The following is an 18,051-nucleotide window of genomic DNA, read 5'->3' as shown; positions in this document are numbered from 1 at the left end:
TCTAGTTATAAACAGTTATGGCTGCTGATTATTTATAAAGGAATGAGCATACTATGCATCACTGACCATAAGATTTTTATACTAGGAGATGAGTTTATGAGCGCTACTGTATACAATTTTAAGAGATATGAGCTTAAATACATGATATCAAGGACTCAATACGAGGAGTTGCTATATCAGCTAAGAAATCATATTGTTGAGGATAAATTTTTTAAATCTTCAATATCAAATATTTACTATGATACGCCATCATATAAGCTGATTAGGCAATCGCTTGAAAAACCAATTTATAAAGAAAAGTTTAGAATCAGAAGCTACAGTCCTTACCCTAAGGCAGAAGATGAAGTATTTTTAGAGCTTAAAAAAAAGTATAAGAAAGTAGTTTACAAAAGAAGAATAAAGTCTACCGTAAAACAAAGCAAGACTTATCTAAATGATATTTCACTTCTTAAAGAAGAGGGACAGATAGGTAAAGAAATTGAATATTTTTTTAACTATTATAATTTTCTTAAGCCAGCAATGTACATTTATTATGACAGATATTCATATAAAGGAGCTAATGATGAAAGCTTGAGAATAACCTTTGATTACAATCTAAAATATAGAGATTTTGATTTAAGTTTGGAAAATGGTAGCTATGGACTTAACCTCATTGACAAGGAGTTCATGCTTATGGAAATAAAAATATCAGGAGCAATACCAATTTGGCTTAATAAAATATTTGTAGACTTGGAAATATTTCAGCATTCATTTTCAAAATATGGAGAAGCCTATAAAAAAACAATAAAGGAGAGTATTTATGACAACAGAATTATTGTATAGTGCAGCAATTAATAATTTTAACGAATCTTTCAGTGTGATTCAAAATTTTGGCTTAGGAATGGTAGTTTCATGTATTTTAGGTTATTTTATAAGCATAATTTATAAATATAAGAACTCTTATAGTAAGAGTTTTGTTATAACCTTGGCGCTTCTTCCTATGATAGTTCAGACTGTAATAACTCTAGTAAATGGAAATCTAGGGACAGGAGTAGCTGTAATGGGAGCATTCAGCCTTATAAGATTTAGATCAGCGCCAGGAGGAGCTAAAGAAATAACTGCTATTTTTATGGCCATGGCTGTAGGTCTAGCTGTGGGGACAGGGTATTATTTACTGGCTTTTGTATTTGTACTGCTCATAGGCTCAGCAAATATTATTTATGAAAAGCTTGATATAGGCAAAAGCAAAGAGAATGAAAAGCTACTAAAAATAACAATACCAGAGGATTTGGATTATGAGACTCTATTTGATGATATTTTATGTGAATATTTAAATAGCTGGGAGCTTATTCAAGTTAAGACTACTGATATGGGAAGCTTATTCAAGCTCTCTTATCAAGTTTGCTTTAAAGATAATATGAACTCTAAAGCTTTCATTGATGAACTAAGGTGCCGTAATGGAAATCTTGAGATAGCTCTTAGTAGATCGCTAATAAAAGATAACGAACTTTAGCTTTAATTTTCCTTTAGTCAAACTCATTAGCCATATTTGTTACACATAACATCAACATCCTAAAGCTAAGTCTTTGCTGATGAAAAAGTAACAAATATGGGTATGATATAATTAGCTTGAAAAGCATAAAACTGGCTCAAAGGAGAAACTTCATGAAAAACTATACAATACCACGTATTTTATTTTTAGGACTTGCAATAATATTGCAAATAGCTCTTATAATAGGCATGGTTATTAAATTCTATCAGTATTTCACATATTTTTATGCAGTGAATATTTTTATAAGTTCTCTCGTTGTTCTATGGATAGTAAATGACGAAAGCAATCCGGCATATAAAATTGCTTGGATTATACCGATTATGCTGTTTCCTATTTTTGGTGGATTATTTTATATTTTGATAGGAAAAAGTAGTCTTTCTAAAAAAGTAGTAAGTAAAATGAATAAAATAGAAGAAAAGACAAAAGAAGTATTAATTGATAATCAAGAAAAAAATACTATGCTAAAAAAACAAGATATGGACGCAGCAAAGATATCTCATTATATATCAAACTATGCCTATTATCCGCTTTATTACAGTAATAACACTGAATACTATAGACTTGGAGAGGAAAAATTTAAACGCTTGAAAGAGGAATTAAATAAAGCTGAGAGCTTTATATTTATGGAGTATTTTATTATTGAAGAAGGCATGATGTGGAATAGCATATTGGATATACTAAAAGAAAAAGCTTCAAAAGGCGTGGATGTTAGAATTATATATGATGATATAGGCTGTTTAGGAAAGTTAAAAAAAGAATATAATAAACAGCTGGAAAATATGGGAATACAATGCCATGTTTTTAATCCTGTGAGACCAATTCTATCTTTAGCTTTTAATAATAGAGATCATAGAAAGATAACTGTAATAGATGGAAAAGTAGGTTTTACTGGTGGAATAAATTTAGCAGATGAATATATCAATGAGATAGAGCTTCATGGACATTGGAAGGACACAGCGATTCTTTTTGATGGAGAGGCAGTTTGGAGCTTAACGGTTATGTTTTTATCTTTATGGGAGTATTTGGATTCAAGCACTGAGGATTATGAAAAATATAGATATAAAAATGGAATAGATGAGTATAAAGGAGGATTTATTCAGCCGTTTTCAGATAATCCTTTAGATAAAGAGTCAGTGGGAGAAACAGTATATCTAAATATCATTAACAATGCAAAAGATTATGTTTATATAACTACGCCTTATTTGATTATTGACAATGAAATGCTCACAGCCTTATGTATAGCTGCAAAAAATGGTGTGGATGTAAGAATAATAACTCCACATCATGGTGACAAATGGTATGTGCATGCTGTAACTAGATCCTATTATAAGCCCTTGGTAAATAGCGGAGTAAAAATATATGAATATACTCCTGGATTTATTCATTCAAAAACCTATGTAAGTGACGATAAGTTTGGGGTTGTTGGTACTATTAACATGGATTATAGGAGCCTATACCTTCATTTTGAATGTGGAGTGTGGATGTATAATACAACAAGCATAGAAGATTTAAAAACAGATTTTGTTAGTACTCTAGAAAAATGTACTGAGATTGAAAAGTCTTATTTAGATAATATCAAATGGTATAAGACTATTGGACGTTCAGTGCTTAGATTATTTGCTCCTTTGATGTAGTGATGAAGTAATCACTAGAAATTTGAATCTTATATGCTCTAAAAAGGACTGAAGAATGAAGTTAACCTATATTATATTTGATCAAAATCAAATATAATATACTACTTTATTTTCAACAGTCCTTTTATAATTTTAAAAAAGCAAATTATTTAATTTGAAAAATTATTTATTGGCTAGGTTTAAATACGAGCTTCTCTTTTTCTAAGAAAGATTTTAACTATTTCGTTTATCATAAGAGGGATAAGGGCAAATAATATAACTAATCCCCAATCCTGAATACTTATATTATGAACTTTGAATGCATTTGCTAAAAATGGTATAGAAATCACACTGAATTGAAGTATAAAACCTATAATTATAGCTCCAATTAAATAAAGGTTACTAAATATTCCGATTTGGAATATTGATTTTGTTGGATTTCTCATTGCAAGTGAATAAAATAACTGTGAAGCTGCAAGTACAACAAATGCCATAGTTCTAGCATATGTCAAAACATCTTCTGGAATATTTCTAGAGCCGAGTGTATAACCATGCTCGTAAAGTCCATAAAAGAAGGCTCCTAAGGTCAATAGTCCAATTAAAATACCACCCATTATAGCTCTTGGACCAGCTCCGTGGGCAAAAAAGCTTTCTTTAGGGTTTCTTGGTTTTTTGTTCATAACATCTTTATCACCAGGGTCCATACCAAGTGAAATGGCTGGCAAGGTATCAGTTATTAGATTTATCCATAAAATTTGAGTTGGAAGAAGTGGTACAGGCCAGAAAAATAATATGGATAGCAGTATGGTTACGACTTCTCCAAGGTTACAGGATAATAAAAACACTACTGATTTTTTTATGTTGTTATAAATATTTCGTCCTTCTTCTATTGCATGAACTATTGTAGTAAAGTTATCGTCGGTCAATATCATATCACTAGCGCCTTTTGATACATCGGTACCAGTTATGCCCATTGCTACACCTATATCAGCTGTTTTAAGTGAAGGAGCGTCATTTACACCATCTCCAGTCATAGATACGATATTTCCTTGAGATTTAAAAGCTTTAACTATTTTTACTTTGTGCTCAGGAGAAACTCTAGCAAATACTTTAATTTTATTTATAAGCTTTGAAAACTCTTCATCTGTGTATTCATCAATTTCAGTTCCCATAATAGCCTGGGATATATCATCTGCAATACCCAATTCTTTAGCTATTGCAAACGCTGTAGTTTTATGGTCGCCAGTAATCATTATAGGAGTAATTCCAGCTTTTTTAGCTGTTTCAATTGATGATTTTACCTCAAGTCTAGGAGGATCCATCATTCCAACAATACCTATAAGAGTTAAATCATTTTCCATTTCATCAGAGGATATTTCAGTTTCTACCTCTTTATATGCAAGTGCTAATATACGTAGAGCTTTATTTGAAAGCTCCTCGCTTGTTTTTATGAACTCAGATTTATAATTCTCAGTAAGTGGAATGGATTTACCATCTTTAATTACATGAGTTGAAATTTTTAACAAACTATCGAGAGCTCCCTTAGTATAAACAAGAAATTTATCATTTGATTTTACTAATGTAGACATGAGCTTTCTATCAGAGTCAAATGGTTTTTCTCCTACTCTAGGATAGGTTTCGTTTAATTTAGATTTGATTATACCATAGTGGTCGCCTAGTTGAACTAGGGCAATCTCAGTGGGGTCACCAGTGCCTTCGTTATTTTCATAGGTGGCATCTGAGGAAAGTATCATTCCTTGAACTAGTTTTATTGAATCAGGATTATTTATTTCATTATTATCATCAACTTCATTTAAATTATCTAGAGTATAATATTTCATTACTTTCATTTTATTTTGAGTTAAGGTACCGGTTTTGTCTGAACAAATAATGTTTACTGAGCCAAGAGTTTCTACAGCTGGCAGTTTTTTTACTATAGCGTTGATTTTAGACATACGAGTAACGCCTATAGCTAAAACAATAGCTACTATTGCTGGTAATCCTTCTGGTATGGCTGCTACAGCCAAACTAATTGCTGTAAGAAACATTTCAAATAAATCTCTTTTTTGGATTAATGCGATTGCAAATATCAAGATACATATTCCTATAGCAATGTACCCTAGGGTTTTGCCAAGCTCCTCCAGCCTTACCTGAAGAGGAGTTAATTCATTATTATCTTCATCTAGTATTTGAGCTATTTTACCAATTTCAGTATTCATACCAGTCGCGACTACTATTCCTTCACCTCGGCCATAGGTAGCTATCGTAGACATAAATGCCATATTACTTTGATCACCCAGTGGAGTTTTAAGGTTAGGATATATTTCAGATGCACTTTTTTCAGAAGGGACAGATTCACCGGTTAGTGCAGATTCTTCTATTTGAAGATTAGCTGAATCAATTAATCTCAAATCAGCGGGGACGAATCTTCCAGCGTCTAAAATTACTATGTCTCCAGGGACTAATTCAAGGGCCTGGATTTCTAAGGTTTGACCATCTCTTTTAACTAGGGCCTTTGGATTAGATAATTTTTGCAGAGCCTCAACAGCTTTTTCGGCCTTATACTCTTGAACCACACCTATAACTGCATTAAGAATTACAACAAGAAGTATTATCACTGCATCAACATACTCACCAATAAATAAAGTAATAGCGGCTGCTCCTAGCAAAACATATATAAGCATATCCTTAAGCTGAGATAAGAATAGTTGAAAAAAGCTTTTTTTAGGTTTAGATTTTAATTTATTTTCACCATATTTTTCTAATCGAAGCTTTACTTCTTGACTGGAAAGTCCTGTCGCTTCATTCGAATCATATTCCTTTAGAACATCTTGAATTTCTTTTGTAAACCACATAATATCACCTCTTGATTAGTTATATTAATGAGTAAATAAAATAATTTTAGTACATATAATTATATCTACCTTATAGAATAGTTTTTAACCAGATATTTTTAGGGTATTATATAGTTGGATTTATAATGATATTATTTAAGAAACTCAAGAAAAGGAAGGATGAAGGACATGTTAAAGGAATTTAAAACATTTATTATGCGTGGAAATGTTATGGATATGGCAGTGGGGATTATTATTGGAGGAGCATTTGGTAAGATAATTACATCCCTAGTAAATGATATTATAATGCCGGTTATATCAATAATAACAGGAACCGTTGATTTCAAGCATCTTAAATATATAATTGAGCCAGCTCAAGGAGAGATTCCAGAACTGGCTGTATACTACGGTCAATTTATTCAAAATTTAGTTGATTTTGTTATCATTGCTTTTTCTATTTTTATAATGATTAAGATGATAAATAAATTAAAAGCTAAACCAAAAGAAGCAGCACCAGCAAAACCAAGTGAAGAAGTTGTGCTATTAAGTGAAATCAGGGACGAATTAAAAAAGATGGGTCCAAGCTCTCTTTAAATCATCAATTTTGATTTGACCTGGAGCAGTTGAGTCTTTCAAAGAGGCAAAAGTAATGTCAGAGCCAAATTGTCCTGCATATACTCTAGAAATTTTTCCTAGGTCACCCATGGAGATGCTTACTATAGGAGCCTCTAATAATTTTCTACATGAAAGGCTAGCATCTAATAAACAAAGTACATCTTCACTAGAATGTGGCATATATGCTACTTTAGGAATATCGGCCCCTAATTCAAGGGCCTTTTCTATTTTTTGAACTATTTCTTCTTTATTTGGGGTAAACTCAAAGTTGTGATAAGAAAGTATAAGCTTCGTATTAGTGTTGTCAATCATTTGTTTAACTGAAGATATATAATCTTTTCCTTGAATTTGTTCTATATCTAATATATCGATAGTATCTGTTTTTAGGGCGTTTTGAATTATTTTGAGCTTATCTTCTTGAGAAAGAGCGCATTTTCCGCCTTCTTTATTATCTCTTAGAGTCAAGATAAATATTGTATTTGCTAGTTTATATTTAATTGAAGTTAGGGTATTATATACATAATCTAATGAACTGAGATTGCCAAAGTAATCTAATCTCCACTCAACTACATCTGGATTTTGAGATAGAGCATCGTCGATATCTGCAACAAAATCTTCAAGAGTAGAGGGTGTTATAGGAGTACAGATTAGGGTTTTGCTTCCCCCGATTTCAATGTTTTTTATTAGAATTTTTTTAGTAGTTTCGATTTTCATATTATTCTCCTAGATTTACATAAATTTTCATTATTTTAACATGTTAATTTTGATTGGACAATGTTTTAAAAATAATAATTATAAATGAGGTAAAGAAAATGAAAAAAATAGCATTTATAGGAATGATGGGATGTGGAAAAAGCAGTATAGCTAATGACATTTCAAAAGACTTAGCTCTTATGCTTGTTTCTATTGATAAGATGGTGGAAAAGGAACTCAATTTAAGCATATCCGATATATTTGAGAAATTTGGGGAACCGTATTTTAGAAAAATTGAAACAAAAGTATTAAAAAATGCTGTTATTAATGAAAGCTGTATTATAGATTGCGGTGGGGGGATTATTCTTGACTCAAGTAATATTGAAATATTGAAGAATAATGGATACAGTATAATTTTTATTGATAGAAATCCAGAAAAAATATTAGAGGAAATTGATGTTAATAATAGACCACTAGTAAAGGATAATCCAACAGCTCTTATAAAAATATATAACGAAAGAATAGGATTATATAAAAAGTATTCTGATTACATAATTGAAAATAATAATGATTATGATTATGCAATTAACTCAGTGAAGAGCTTAATAATCAATCTTTAATTGCCAAAGAAAAACTATATTTACTATAGGGTTTTATAGATTAGATTTTCATGATAAAATATTAGTTTGAAAAGATATATTTAAGTGTTGATAATTATATTAGAATCTATTTTAGGGGGATTACCGTGTCTAATAAAGCAGTTATTTTAGGTGCTAATTATTATATAGGCTTAAGTACAATAAGATGTCTAGGTGTGATGGGTGTTGAAGTAGCGGCTGTAGATTATAGCTATGAAGGCTCTTATGCTTTTGAATCAAAATATTGTAAGGAAAAATTAATCGGTCCACACTATAAAAAACAACCTAAAGAGTTTTTACAGTTTTTAATAGATTATGCATCAAAGCAAACTCTAAAACCTGTGCTGATTCCTTGTGCTGATCCATATGTTGAGTTTGTAGATGAGTATCTCTACGAGCTTAGAGAATATTACCTTATTCCTCAGAATCAGCAGGGAATTTACACTAATCTTATGGATAAAGAGAAGCTTCACGCTCTTGCAGTAAAAAATTCTGTTAAAGTTCCAGAAACAGTTTATGTAAGCGATGAGGATTATTTAGATAAAGTAGACAAGCAAATTGGCTATCCATGTATTGTTAAGCCTACTGATTCTCCATCATTTGTGTCGGTTTTTAGAAGAAAGATGTTTAAGGTTAATAGCAAGGAAGAATTGCTTGAAGCAGTAAGAAAAGTACATGAGAAAAAGCTGGAAGTAATTGTACAAAGAATAATTCCAGGATTTGACGACCATATGTACACTTTTGATGCTTACTTAAATCAGGATTCAAAAGTTACAAACTGGATGACTTGCCAGAAATTTAGACAGTATCCTATAAATTTTGGAGCCTCTGTATATACTGGGCAGAAATATGTTCAAGAGCTCTATGATATAGGAGCGAAATTCTTAGAAAATGTTGGTTTTAAAGGATTTGCGGAAATTGAGTTTAAAAAAGATGCAGTAACAGGTGATTTTTACTTAATAGAGGTAAATGTAAGAATAACTAATTTAAATAGCTTGCTGTATAAGGCAGGGATAAACATGCCATACTTAACATATTCTGAACTAATAGGAAAGCCTCAGCCACATTTTGAGCTTAAAAAGGATACTGGGCTAGTGTTTTGGTATGCTTACGAGGATTTCTTTGCTGTTAGAGGATATCTAAAGACAAAACAGCTGAAACTATCTCAGGTTATAAAATCATATTTTAAACCTAAAGCATATGCTATATGGGACTATTCAGATCCTAAGCCGTTTTTTGCTTTTAGCAAAAGTATTTCAAAAAAATTAACCAAAAAAATTTTTAGGTAAGCTTAATTTTACGTGAGGAGAATTATAATGATGGACGTTGCTTCTTTATTGAAAGGGATTGAAATTTTAGAGGAAAACAGACCTTTAAGCCATGACCATAATATTCAGGGGATAGCTTATCATTCTGCTAAGGTTAAAGAGGGAGATTTATTCTTTTGTATCAAAGGATATAAGACAGATGGGCATAAGTATTTACTAGATGCTAAAAACAAAGGAGCTGTAGGGGCTGTTGTGGAAAGCATTCAAGATAATATTGACATTCCTCAATATTTAGTTTCAGATGCTAGACATTCTCTAGCTCTATGTGCCTGTAATTTTTATAATCACCCTTCAAAATTTATGAAGATGATTGGAATAACAGCTACTAATGGTAAAACCACAACTGCCTTTATGATTGATAATATTCTAGAAAATAATAATTTTAAAACTGGACTTGTTGGGACAGTGCTTATAAAAGTAGGAGATGAACAAATAGCTTCTGATTTAACAACACCAGAGTCCTTAGATCTTCAAAATTATATATACAGAATGAAAGAAAATGGTTTAACACATGTAACAATGGAAGTGTCTTCGTCTGCTATTGAGCTTGACAGGATTGCTGGGATTGATTACGACATCGTTATTTTTAACAATATTAGCAGAGAGCACATTGATCTTCATGAAACCTTTGAAAACTATGTAGCATTGAAATCGAGTTTGATTACTAATGCAAAGAAGGGTAGCTGGGCTATACTCAATATGGATTGTGAAGAAGCTGCATCTCTTGTTAATAAGACTGAGGCTAATGTACTTACTTATGGAGTTAATAATGATAATGCTATGATACTGTGCAAAAATCTTGATTTATCATCAGGAAGAGGTAAATTTACAGTAGAAATTTCTAAACTATTTTCAATAAATGGATATTTATATATGAATCAGAGCTTCGAGATATCCCTTTCAGTGCCAGGATATCACAGCGTATATAATGCTATGGCGGCAATTGCTGCTGCACTAATTTGCAAGGTACCTATAGATGTAATACAAGAAAGTTTTTTAAACTTTAAAGGCGTAGAAAGAAGATTTGAGTTTATATATGAAAATGATTTTAAAATAATCGATGATCATTTTGCAAATGCTGGAAATATAGATGTTACTATGGAAACACTTAATTTTATGAAATACAATAAATTACATCTTGTATATGCCATAAGAGGTTCAAGAGGGCCTATTGTAAATAATGAAAATGCTCAGGCAATAGTTACATGGGCGAAAAAGCTTAATTTATCTGAAATTATTGCTACTAAAAGTGCAGATTACACAACAGAAAAAGATATAGTGACTGATGAAGAAGAAGCAGTGTTTAGCGAAATTATTAATAGTTCGAAGTTAAAGCTTGAGTTATATGAACATCTTTCTGATGCTATTGGTGAAGCTTTAAATAGGGCTAAAGAAGATGATGTAATTCTTCTTGCTGGTTGCCAAGGAATGGATTATGGCGCTAGTATAGCACTTAAAAAACTAAAAATAATGAATCCATCTATATCTGAGGATGAATTATTTGAACCACTAAAGCATAGAGTGTGTGGAATTGAGTAAAGATAATAAGAAAGAGGTTACAGCAATGAATGATAAAATAATAGGAATTCTTGGAGGGATGGGGCCAGAAGCTACTGCACACTTCTACTTTAAGCTAATAAAAGCTACCCCTTCAAAAACAGATCAAGATCATTTTAGAGTGATTATGGATAGCAATAGTAAAATTCCAGACAGAACTAGTGCAATCTTCGGGAACGGAGAAAATCCAGTTCCAGCTCTTATAGAGACTGCAAAAACACTTGAATGTGCAAAAGTAGATGTTGCTTGTATTCCTTGTATCACAGCTCATTATTTTATAGATGATATTCAAGAAAGTGTAAAATTTCCAATATTAAACGCATTAAGAGAACTTGATATTTATATAAAAACTAACTATCCTGACATAAAAAGTATTGGTATTTTAGCAACAAGCGGAACTCTAAGAACTGGATTGTTCGATAAATATCTAAGTGATTATAATTTAATCTATCCTGATGAAGATATCCAAACAAACAAAGTAATGCAGGCTATTTATTCTCCACAGTACGGAATAAAAAGTGGAGTAATCGAAGGGAAACCAATAGATATGCTAGTTGAAACTGGTGAAATTTTGATAAAAAATGGAGCTCAGATGCTCATAGCTGGCTGTACAGAGATAGGACTTGTTTTAAATTCTTACCATTTTGATATTCCGTTAATCGATCCTATGGATGTAGCAATAGAGGCTATTGTTGAAAATAAATACTAAAGTAAAAAATGGCTTGCATAAATGCAAGCCGTTTTTTACTTTATAAATTTAAATTATGAAATTTTCTTTTTGTATCTAGCAGCGATAACTTTCCAAGTATCTGCGTTTTTAACGCCAAGAGTTTCTGGCTCGTAGATTGGATCTTTTCCTTCTTTTTTCTGTTTTTCGTAGTCCTTAAGGGTACCAACACCTGTCTTAGTTAATAGTATTATTGCTATAATATTTAACCAAGCCATTGCTCCAACACCGATATCACCCATTGCCCAAGCTAAATCAGCTGTTCTAACTGCACCAAAGAATGTCATAGCAAGAAGAGCGATTTTAGTAATTAAGAAATATGTTTTGTGATTTTTTGAACCTTTGAAAAGGTAAGCAACGTTTGTTTCTGCATAGTAGTAGTAAGCTAGTAGAGTAGTAAAAGCAAAGAAGAAAAGTGCGATTGCTACGAAAGCTTGACCAAAACCAGGGATAAGAGTATTTACTGCCATTTGTGTGTAAGCAGGTCCAATCTCTACGCCAGGGAGGTTTTCTACTATGAAGCCATCTGCTCCATCTTTAACATTGTACATACCAGTGATAAGAATCATAAAAGCTGTAGCTGAACAAACAAATAATGTATCAACATATACAGAGAAAGCTTGAACTAAACCTTGCTTTGCAGGGTGAGAAACCTCAGCAGCAGCAGCAGCCATAGGTCCTGTACCTTGTCCAGCCTCGTTTGAGTAGATACCTCTTTTTACTCCCCACTGAATAGCAGTTCCTAAGATACCACCAAATGCAGCGTCAGCTCCAAAAGCTGAACGGAAAATAAGAGAAATTATATCAGGAAGCATAGTGATATTCATGAATATAATAATAAGTGCAACTATGATATAAGCAATAGCCATAAATGGAACTATAAGCTCAGCAGCTTTACCTATACGCTTTGTTCCTCCGAAGATGATGAATCCTAGAAGAGCAACTACGATAGCTCCAGTTATTGCAGGAGAGATTCCAAATGCAGTGTTCATTGAGCTTGCTATACTGTTAGCCTGTACTCCTGGTAAAAATACCCCAACTCCAAATATAGCGCAAATAGCAAATAGAATTGCATACCATTTGATTCCAAGTCCTTTTTCAATATAGTAAGAAGGACCTCCACGATACTCGCCGTCAACTTCTTCTTTATAAACCTGTGCAAGAGCTGACTCTATGTAAGCTGAACCTGCTCCAAGGAAAGCGATTGCCCACATCCAAAATACTGCTCCAGGACCACCAGTTCCGATTGCTGTAGCAACCCCAGCGATGTTACCTGTACCAACTCTTCCACCAAGAGCCATAGCAAAGCCTTGGAATGAAGAAACTCCATTTTCTGATGCTTCACCATTTAACATTTGGTGAATCATGTCCTTGATTAATCTCACCTGTGGGAATTTTAAGATTACTGAAAAATAAACTCCCGCACCAAGACATAAATAAATAAGTGCGTTACTCCAAATAATACCGTTAAGAAAATCTACGATTCCTTGCATACACGTACCTCCTTATAAGTTCAAATTTGTAATAATTATGAAGTGTGCTTTAAGAAAAAATGTCATTTTCTGAAAGTTTTCATAATTGCTACAAGTGAATTCTATCATTTTGTATAAGTATTAGTCAATCAAGTAAGCAAAATTTTTCATAAAAAAACTTTTTTTATGAAAAAAATAGGTACGAAGATATAATAAACTTGACATTTTAATATATTATCTTAACAGTTTTTCATGTAAAATATTATTATATATATTAATATTAAAAAAAGAAACGAGGTTTCATATGTTAGAAATTAAAGTTAAGCTAAAAGAAGGTGTTCAGCAAGAATTTGAATTTATAGAAGGAAAATCAAATTGGATAGATTTGAGAACTGCAGAGCGCATAAAAATGAAACAAGGAGATTTTAAACTCATACCATTAGGATTCGCATTAGAGCTACCTGAAGGATTTGAGGCGCATATACTGCCTAGAAGCTCAACGTTTAAAAATTATGGGATTATACAAACTAACTCAATGGGAATAATTGATAACACATACAGTGGAAATGAAGACTATTGGTTCTTTCCTGCATATGCACTAAGAGATACTGTAATTGAAAAAGGAGATAGGATTTGTCAGTTCCGAATTGTTAGACAAATGGAAGTTGTTAAGGTTTTGTTTGTCAATGAATTACAAAACCAAAATAGAGGTGGTCATGGAAGCACAGGGGTAAAATAATTAAATATGAAATAGTATCTTTAAATAATTTTACTGAAATTTACTGTTGATATAATAAAGAGATTGAAAATTAGCAAGACGCTTAAAATTCAATCTCTTTATTAATGTTAGTAAAACAAGGTTCATGAAGTTTGTAATTAATAAATGATATCTATAATTGATGGAGTTTAAATTACAATGAAATAAGTTTATAAATCAATTTGTTAGCTTTCGTTATTAATTTTTTCTATTAGTTTATCAATAACATTTACTAAGTTTTCAACCTCTGGTTTACTCATCTGAGCATCAGCCTTTACTGATAAGCCTTTATGCTTTAAATCATCAGTTATAAGAGATGAGAATATTATTACAGGAAGCGTTCTTAGTATTTTATGTTCTTTTATTTTTCTTGTAAGTGTATGGCCATCCATTTGAGGCATTTCTATATCTGTAATTAATATTTGAACATCTTCAATAAAACGCTCTCCTTTTTCTTCTACCAAGTTATCTAAATAATGCCATGCTTGCTGACCGTCATTAAAAAATTTCATATTACCAAAGCCTGCTTTAGTTAATACATCATCTAAAAGCTGACGTATCATAGGAGAATCATCAGAAAGAATCAATTTTATACCTAAACGGTCCTTCTTGGTTATATTTCCTATACGGCTTTCGTTTATACCAGTAGAAGGAGCAATATCAGTTACAATTTTTTCGAAGTCTAACAGCATTATGATCCTTTCTCCTAGGGTTATGTTTCCTATTATTAAAGAATCACTATTTTCAATGACCATATCTGGTTTTTTTATTAAATTCCAGCCGATTCTATGAATACCATGAACTTCATCTACGCAAAAAGCAACTTTCAATTGATTGAACTCACAAAGAAGAGTTTTAATTTTTCCATTAATAGGAGTAAATTCCTTTTCAAGTACATAATTCATGTCTATAAGAGGAATTACATCACCACGAACCATAGTTAAGCCTATTAAGGCTGGATTTGATTTTGGAACTTTTGTAACATAATCAATCTCCAATATTTCTTTGATTTTTATTACATTAATTGCATAATGTGTGTTTTTTACAGTAAATTCAAGAATTTCAAGCTCTCCTGTTCCCGTTTCAAGCAATATCCCTTTTTTGTCTTCTGTCATGGTATTCCCTCCTAAATAATAGTTTATTAATTTTTAAAAATGAATTTAGTTGTTTTTTACTATTGATATGATTTAAATATACCCAGTTAATAAATTTTTACAACAAATGTTTAATCTAAATAAAGATTAAACATTTAAGTTATTTTTTAGTGTATAATAGTAATAAATTAATAAATAAAAAAGGTTATGGTAATATTATAATTAATAGTAAAATAAATCAATAGTATAAAATAATAATTACGGATACTAGGATTCTTGACAGTAGATATGCGAAATATATATAATGGATATTGTTCAGAGATGACTGTAACGGTTGTTATTTGAAGTAGACAATTTATTAATGGAGGGGTTTTATTTATGATTTCTGCAAGTGATTTTAGAAAGGGAGTAACTTTTGAAATAGATGGACAACCGTATTTAGTTGTTGATTTTCAACATGTTAAGCCTGGTAAGGGTGCAGCTTTTGTTAGAACAAAATATAGAAATCTTAAGTCTGGAGTTTTAAGAGAAGAAGCTTTTAATCCAAACGATAAATTTCCAAAGGCTACAATAGAAACTAAAGAAATGGAATATCTATACAACGACGGAGAATTATATTACTTCATGGATGCTGAAACATACGAGCAAATTCCATTGAACTATTCTCAGGTTGAAGAAGCAATAAAATTCCTAAAAGAAAACGATAAAGCTTTAATTCGTTTTTATCAAGGAAATGCTTTCCAAGTGGAAGCGCCTAACTTTGTCGAACTTGAGATACTAGACACAGAGCCAGGAGTAAAGGGTGATACAGCTACAAATGTTACAAAAGCTGCTACTGTTGAAACTGGAGCTATTGTCCAAGTACCTCTGTTTGTAAATATTGGAGATAAAATAAAAATCGATACACGTTCAGGAGAATATTTATCCCGCGTGTAAATCGAAAAAAGGAGGCTACCCATGCAGCATTTATATGAAAAGGTTTCTTATCTTAGAGGTCTTTGTGATGGAATGGAATTGTCTAAAGAGAGTAAAGAAGGCAAGGTTTTAGCTGCTGTTATTGAAACTTTGGATGAGTTTGCAGATGCAATAGTTGAGCTGTATGAGGAGCAACAAGAGTTATCTGAGTATGTGGATTCAATCGATGAAGATTTATCTGAAATCGAAGATGAACTATACGAAGATGAAGGCTTGGAATTTGTTCAATTACAGTGCCCTTCATGCGGTGAAGAGGTAGAGGTTGATGAAGACTTACTTTATGACGAAACTCAAGATATTGTTTGTCCTGCATGCAACGAAGTGATTATTCACGCAGAAGATGATAAGGACGAAGAATAGTTTTAGTCTGTGTTCAAAATATCATACTTGTATGAGAAAAGGCTGCCTTTGCAGCCTTTTTTCAAAGTTAAAATTAAAGTCTATATTAATGAGGTCGAGAGATGAAGAGTAAATCATATGAACTTCAAAAAAAAATTAACTATGAGTTCCAGGATTTAAAATTACTTAAAGAAGCGCTTACTCATAGTTCGTATTCTAATGAATATAAAAAAATAAAAAATAGAAATAATGAGCGTTTGGAATTTTTAGGTGACAGTATTTTAGGACTTATAATCAGTAACTATTTATTTAGACTGAAAAAAGAACTTCCTGAAGGAGAATTGACGAAAATAAGAGCAGCTATAGTATGCGAAAGATCGCTTAAAGATATTGCAAAATCCATACATCTAGGAGAATATTTATATTTAGGAAAAGGTGAAGAGTCAACTGGAGGAAGAACGAGAGATTCAATATTAGCAGATGCTACAGAAGCCCTTATAGCTGCAATTTACTTAGATGGAGGCTTTAGAAAAGCTACTGACTTTGTACTTGAGCATATGGGAGATATAATTTCTCAAGCTATTCAAGGTAAGATTATGAGAGATTATAAGACTCAGCTTCAGGAACTAATTCAAAAGGATAATAAAGAAAATATAATTTATAAGTTAGTAGATCAGCTAGGGCCAGATCATGACAAAACCTTTAAAATGAATGTATTTTTAGGAGAAAAGCTCATAGGAACAGGGATAGGAAAAAGTAAGAAAGAAGCAGAGCAAGAAGCTGCAAAAGATGCCATGGAGAAAGAAAATTGATTATGAAAAAGAAAATTATACCGATATTTATTCCACATCAAGGCTGTCCGAATGATTGTGTTTTTTGTAATCAAAAAAGAATAACGGGAAAAGGTGCATCAATAGATTTTGAAGAGATAAAGTCGGATATTGAAGACTCATTAAAAACTATAAAACCCGATACCCTAATTGAAATAGCTTTTTTTGGAGGAAGTTTTACAGCTATAAATACTGAACTTCAAAGAAGATGTTTAGAAATAGCAAATTATTATAAAAGTATGGATGCTAGAATCTGTGATATAAGGATATCCACAAGACCTGATGCTATTTCTAAAGAGAAACTTGAGTTTTTAAAAATGTATAATGTTAGCATAATTGAGCTTGGAGTACAATCTCTAGATGAACAGGTCCTCATTTCCAGCGAAAGAGGGCATGATTCTTTATGTGTCTACAGTTCTTCTTCCCAAATACAACAATATGGTTTTACCTTAGGGCTACAGATGATGGTAGGCCTTCCAAAAGATTCTGAGGAGAAGGTTATTTATACTGCACGTGAATTTATTAAAATTAAACCAGATTATGTTAGAATTTATCCTGTGTTGGTGATTAAGGATACTAAACTTGAAGAGCAAATGCTCCAAGGTGCATACTCACCAATTAGCGTAGAAGAATCAATTGAAATTGTAAAGAAAATATATCTTTTGTTTGTCCAAAATAAAATAAAAGTAATACGTATAGGACTTCAGACAACTCAGGAAATAAATGAAAATGAGTCGGTGATTGCTGGACCTTTTCATCCTGCTTTTGGAGAGCTTGTTTTTTCAAGATTATACAGGGACTACTTGGAAGCTTTTTTAATTGAGAATAAAATTCAGGAGAGTATTGTTGTGCAAGTGAATAAACATCTTGTTTCTCAATTAGTAGGAAATAAAAAAGAAAATATTAGCTATATATATAATAAGCTGAATATAGGTGTCAGAGTAAAGGAAAATAAAGAGCTTAACATTGATGAGTTTCTTTTTGGAAATTCAAAGTTAAGTATAAGTGACATATATAGTAGGCTTTTTCTAATCTATTTTTAAAGTAG

At 31.7% G+C, this 18,051-nt stretch carries 17 protein-coding genes; 13 read left to right on the top strand and 4 right to left on the bottom strand.

Going from position 1 to position 18,051, the window contains the following annotated elements; translation table 11 throughout:
- Positions 1-96 precede the first annotated feature (96 nt).
- The 3 genes from CLOST_RS08125 (at position 97) to cls (ending at position 3,165) form a co-directional block, all read left to right on the top strand.
- Positions 97-822, top strand: coding sequence for a polyphosphate polymerase domain-containing protein (locus CLOST_RS08125; RefSeq protein WP_013361813.1), 726 nt, complete (start codon positions 97-99; stop codon positions 820-822).
- Positions 800-1,492: a DUF4956 domain-containing protein gene (locus CLOST_RS08120; protein WP_049779776.1), complete on the top strand. Its 693-nt coding sequence runs from the start codon at positions 800-802 to the stop codon at positions 1,490-1,492. Before CLOST_RS08125 ends, CLOST_RS08120 begins: the two co-directional genes overlap by 23 nt.
- Positions 1,493-1,644: 152 nt before the next feature.
- Positions 1,645-3,165 carry a cardiolipin synthase gene (gene cls / locus CLOST_RS08115; protein WP_013361811.1) on the top strand — a complete coding sequence of 507 codons (1,521 nt, stop codon included), beginning with the start codon at positions 1,645-1,647 and terminating at the stop codon, positions 3,163-3,165.
- A 179-nt stretch (positions 3,166-3,344) separates the two neighbouring features.
- Here the strand turns inward: cls and CLOST_RS08110 are convergent, their stop codons facing one another.
- Positions 3,345-5,999 carry a calcium-translocating P-type ATPase, PMCA-type gene (locus CLOST_RS08110; protein WP_013361810.1) on the bottom strand — a complete coding sequence of 885 codons (2,655 nt, stop codon included), beginning with the start codon at positions 5,997-5,999 and terminating at the stop codon, positions 3,345-3,347.
- Positions 6,000-6,167: 168 nt separating this feature from the next.
- Here CLOST_RS08110 and mscL point away from each other — a divergent pair, with 168 nt between their 5' ends.
- On the top strand, positions 6,168-6,572 hold the full coding sequence (gene mscL, locus CLOST_RS08105; protein WP_013361809.1) for a large-conductance mechanosensitive channel protein MscL: 405 nt from the start codon (positions 6,168-6,170) through the stop codon (positions 6,570-6,572).
- On the opposite strand, the gene aroD is transcribed toward mscL, so the two are convergent.
- A complete protein-coding gene (gene aroD / locus CLOST_RS08100) occupies positions 6,543-7,307 on the bottom strand; it encodes a type I 3-dehydroquinate dehydratase (RefSeq protein WP_013361808.1) in 765 nt (254 codons plus the stop codon). The two genes, mscL and aroD, sit on opposite strands and share 30 nt — an antisense overlap.
- Before the next feature lie 98 nt (positions 7,308-7,405).
- Here aroD and CLOST_RS08095 point away from each other — a divergent pair, with 98 nt between their 5' ends.
- The 4 genes from CLOST_RS08095 to cuyB all read left to right on the top strand — a co-directional run bounded on the left by CLOST_RS08095 (position 7,406) and on the right by cuyB (position 11,518).
- A complete protein-coding gene (locus tag CLOST_RS08095; RefSeq protein ID WP_013361807.1) occupies positions 7,406-7,906 on the top strand; it encodes a shikimate kinase in 501 nt (166 codons plus the stop codon).
- 125 nt (positions 7,907-8,031) lie between these two features.
- Positions 8,032-9,213, top strand: coding sequence for a carboxylate--amine ligase (locus tag CLOST_RS08090; RefSeq protein ID WP_013361806.1), 1,182 nt, complete (start codon positions 8,032-8,034; stop codon positions 9,211-9,213).
- A 27-nt stretch (positions 9,214-9,240) separates the two neighbouring features.
- A complete protein-coding gene (locus CLOST_RS08085) occupies positions 9,241-10,791 on the top strand; it encodes a Mur ligase family protein (RefSeq protein WP_013361805.1) in 1,551 nt (516 codons plus the stop codon).
- Complete coding sequence (gene cuyB, locus CLOST_RS08080; RefSeq protein ID WP_013361804.1) at positions 10,778-11,518, top strand: cysteate racemase; 741 nt, start codon at positions 10,778-10,780, stop codon at positions 11,516-11,518. The genes CLOST_RS08085 and cuyB overlap by 14 nt, the downstream gene beginning before the upstream one ends.
- 53 nt (positions 11,519-11,571) lie before the next feature.
- On the opposite strand, the gene CLOST_RS08075 is transcribed toward cuyB, so the two are convergent.
- Positions 11,572-13,029: an alanine/glycine:cation symporter family protein gene (locus tag CLOST_RS08075; RefSeq protein ID WP_013361803.1), complete on the bottom strand. Its 1,458-nt coding sequence runs from the start codon at positions 13,027-13,029 to the stop codon at positions 11,572-11,574.
- Between the two features lie 283 nt (positions 13,030-13,312).
- Here CLOST_RS08075 and CLOST_RS08070 point away from each other — a divergent pair, with 283 nt between their 5' ends.
- A complete protein-coding gene (locus tag CLOST_RS08070) occupies positions 13,313-13,747 on the top strand; it encodes a dUTP diphosphatase (RefSeq protein ID WP_013361802.1) in 435 nt (144 codons plus the stop codon).
- A gap of 203 nt (positions 13,748-13,950) precedes the next feature.
- Here the strand turns inward: CLOST_RS08070 and CLOST_RS08065 are convergent, their stop codons facing one another.
- Entirely contained in the window at positions 13,951-14,880 is a 930-nt protein-coding gene (locus CLOST_RS08065; protein ID WP_013361801.1) for a chemotaxis protein, read from the bottom strand.
- A gap of 357 nt (positions 14,881-15,237) precedes the next feature.
- Between CLOST_RS08065 and efp the strand changes: the two genes are divergently transcribed.
- The 4 genes from efp (at position 15,238) to CLOST_RS08045 (ending at position 18,046) form a co-directional block, all read left to right on the top strand.
- Positions 15,238-15,795: an elongation factor P gene (gene efp, locus CLOST_RS08060; protein WP_013361800.1), complete on the top strand. Its 558-nt coding sequence runs from the start codon at positions 15,238-15,240 to the stop codon at positions 15,793-15,795.
- A gap of 21 nt (positions 15,796-15,816) precedes the next feature.
- Positions 15,817-16,194: a CD1247 N-terminal domain-containing protein gene (locus CLOST_RS08055; protein ID WP_013361799.1), complete on the top strand. Its 378-nt coding sequence runs from the start codon at positions 15,817-15,819 to the stop codon at positions 16,192-16,194.
- Positions 16,195-16,295: 101 nt separating this feature from the next.
- The gene (gene rnc, locus CLOST_RS08050; RefSeq protein ID WP_013361798.1) at positions 16,296-16,985 is read left to right on the top strand and encodes a ribonuclease III; all 690 of its coding nucleotides are present in this window, start codon (positions 16,296-16,298) and stop codon (positions 16,983-16,985) included.
- A 2-nt stretch (positions 16,986-16,987) separates the two neighbouring features.
- A complete protein-coding gene (locus CLOST_RS08045) occupies positions 16,988-18,046 on the top strand; it encodes an elongator complex protein 3 (RefSeq protein ID WP_013361797.1) in 1,059 nt (352 codons plus the stop codon).
- Positions 18,047-18,051: the final 5 nt, after the last annotated feature.

The organism is Acetoanaerobium sticklandii, from assembly GCF_000196455.1.
Lineage (GTDB): Bacteria > Bacillota > Clostridia > Peptostreptococcales > Filifactoraceae > Acetoanaerobium > Acetoanaerobium sticklandii.
Note: the sequence above shows the minus strand (reverse complement) of the source record. Positions and strands in the feature narration are given on the sequence as shown.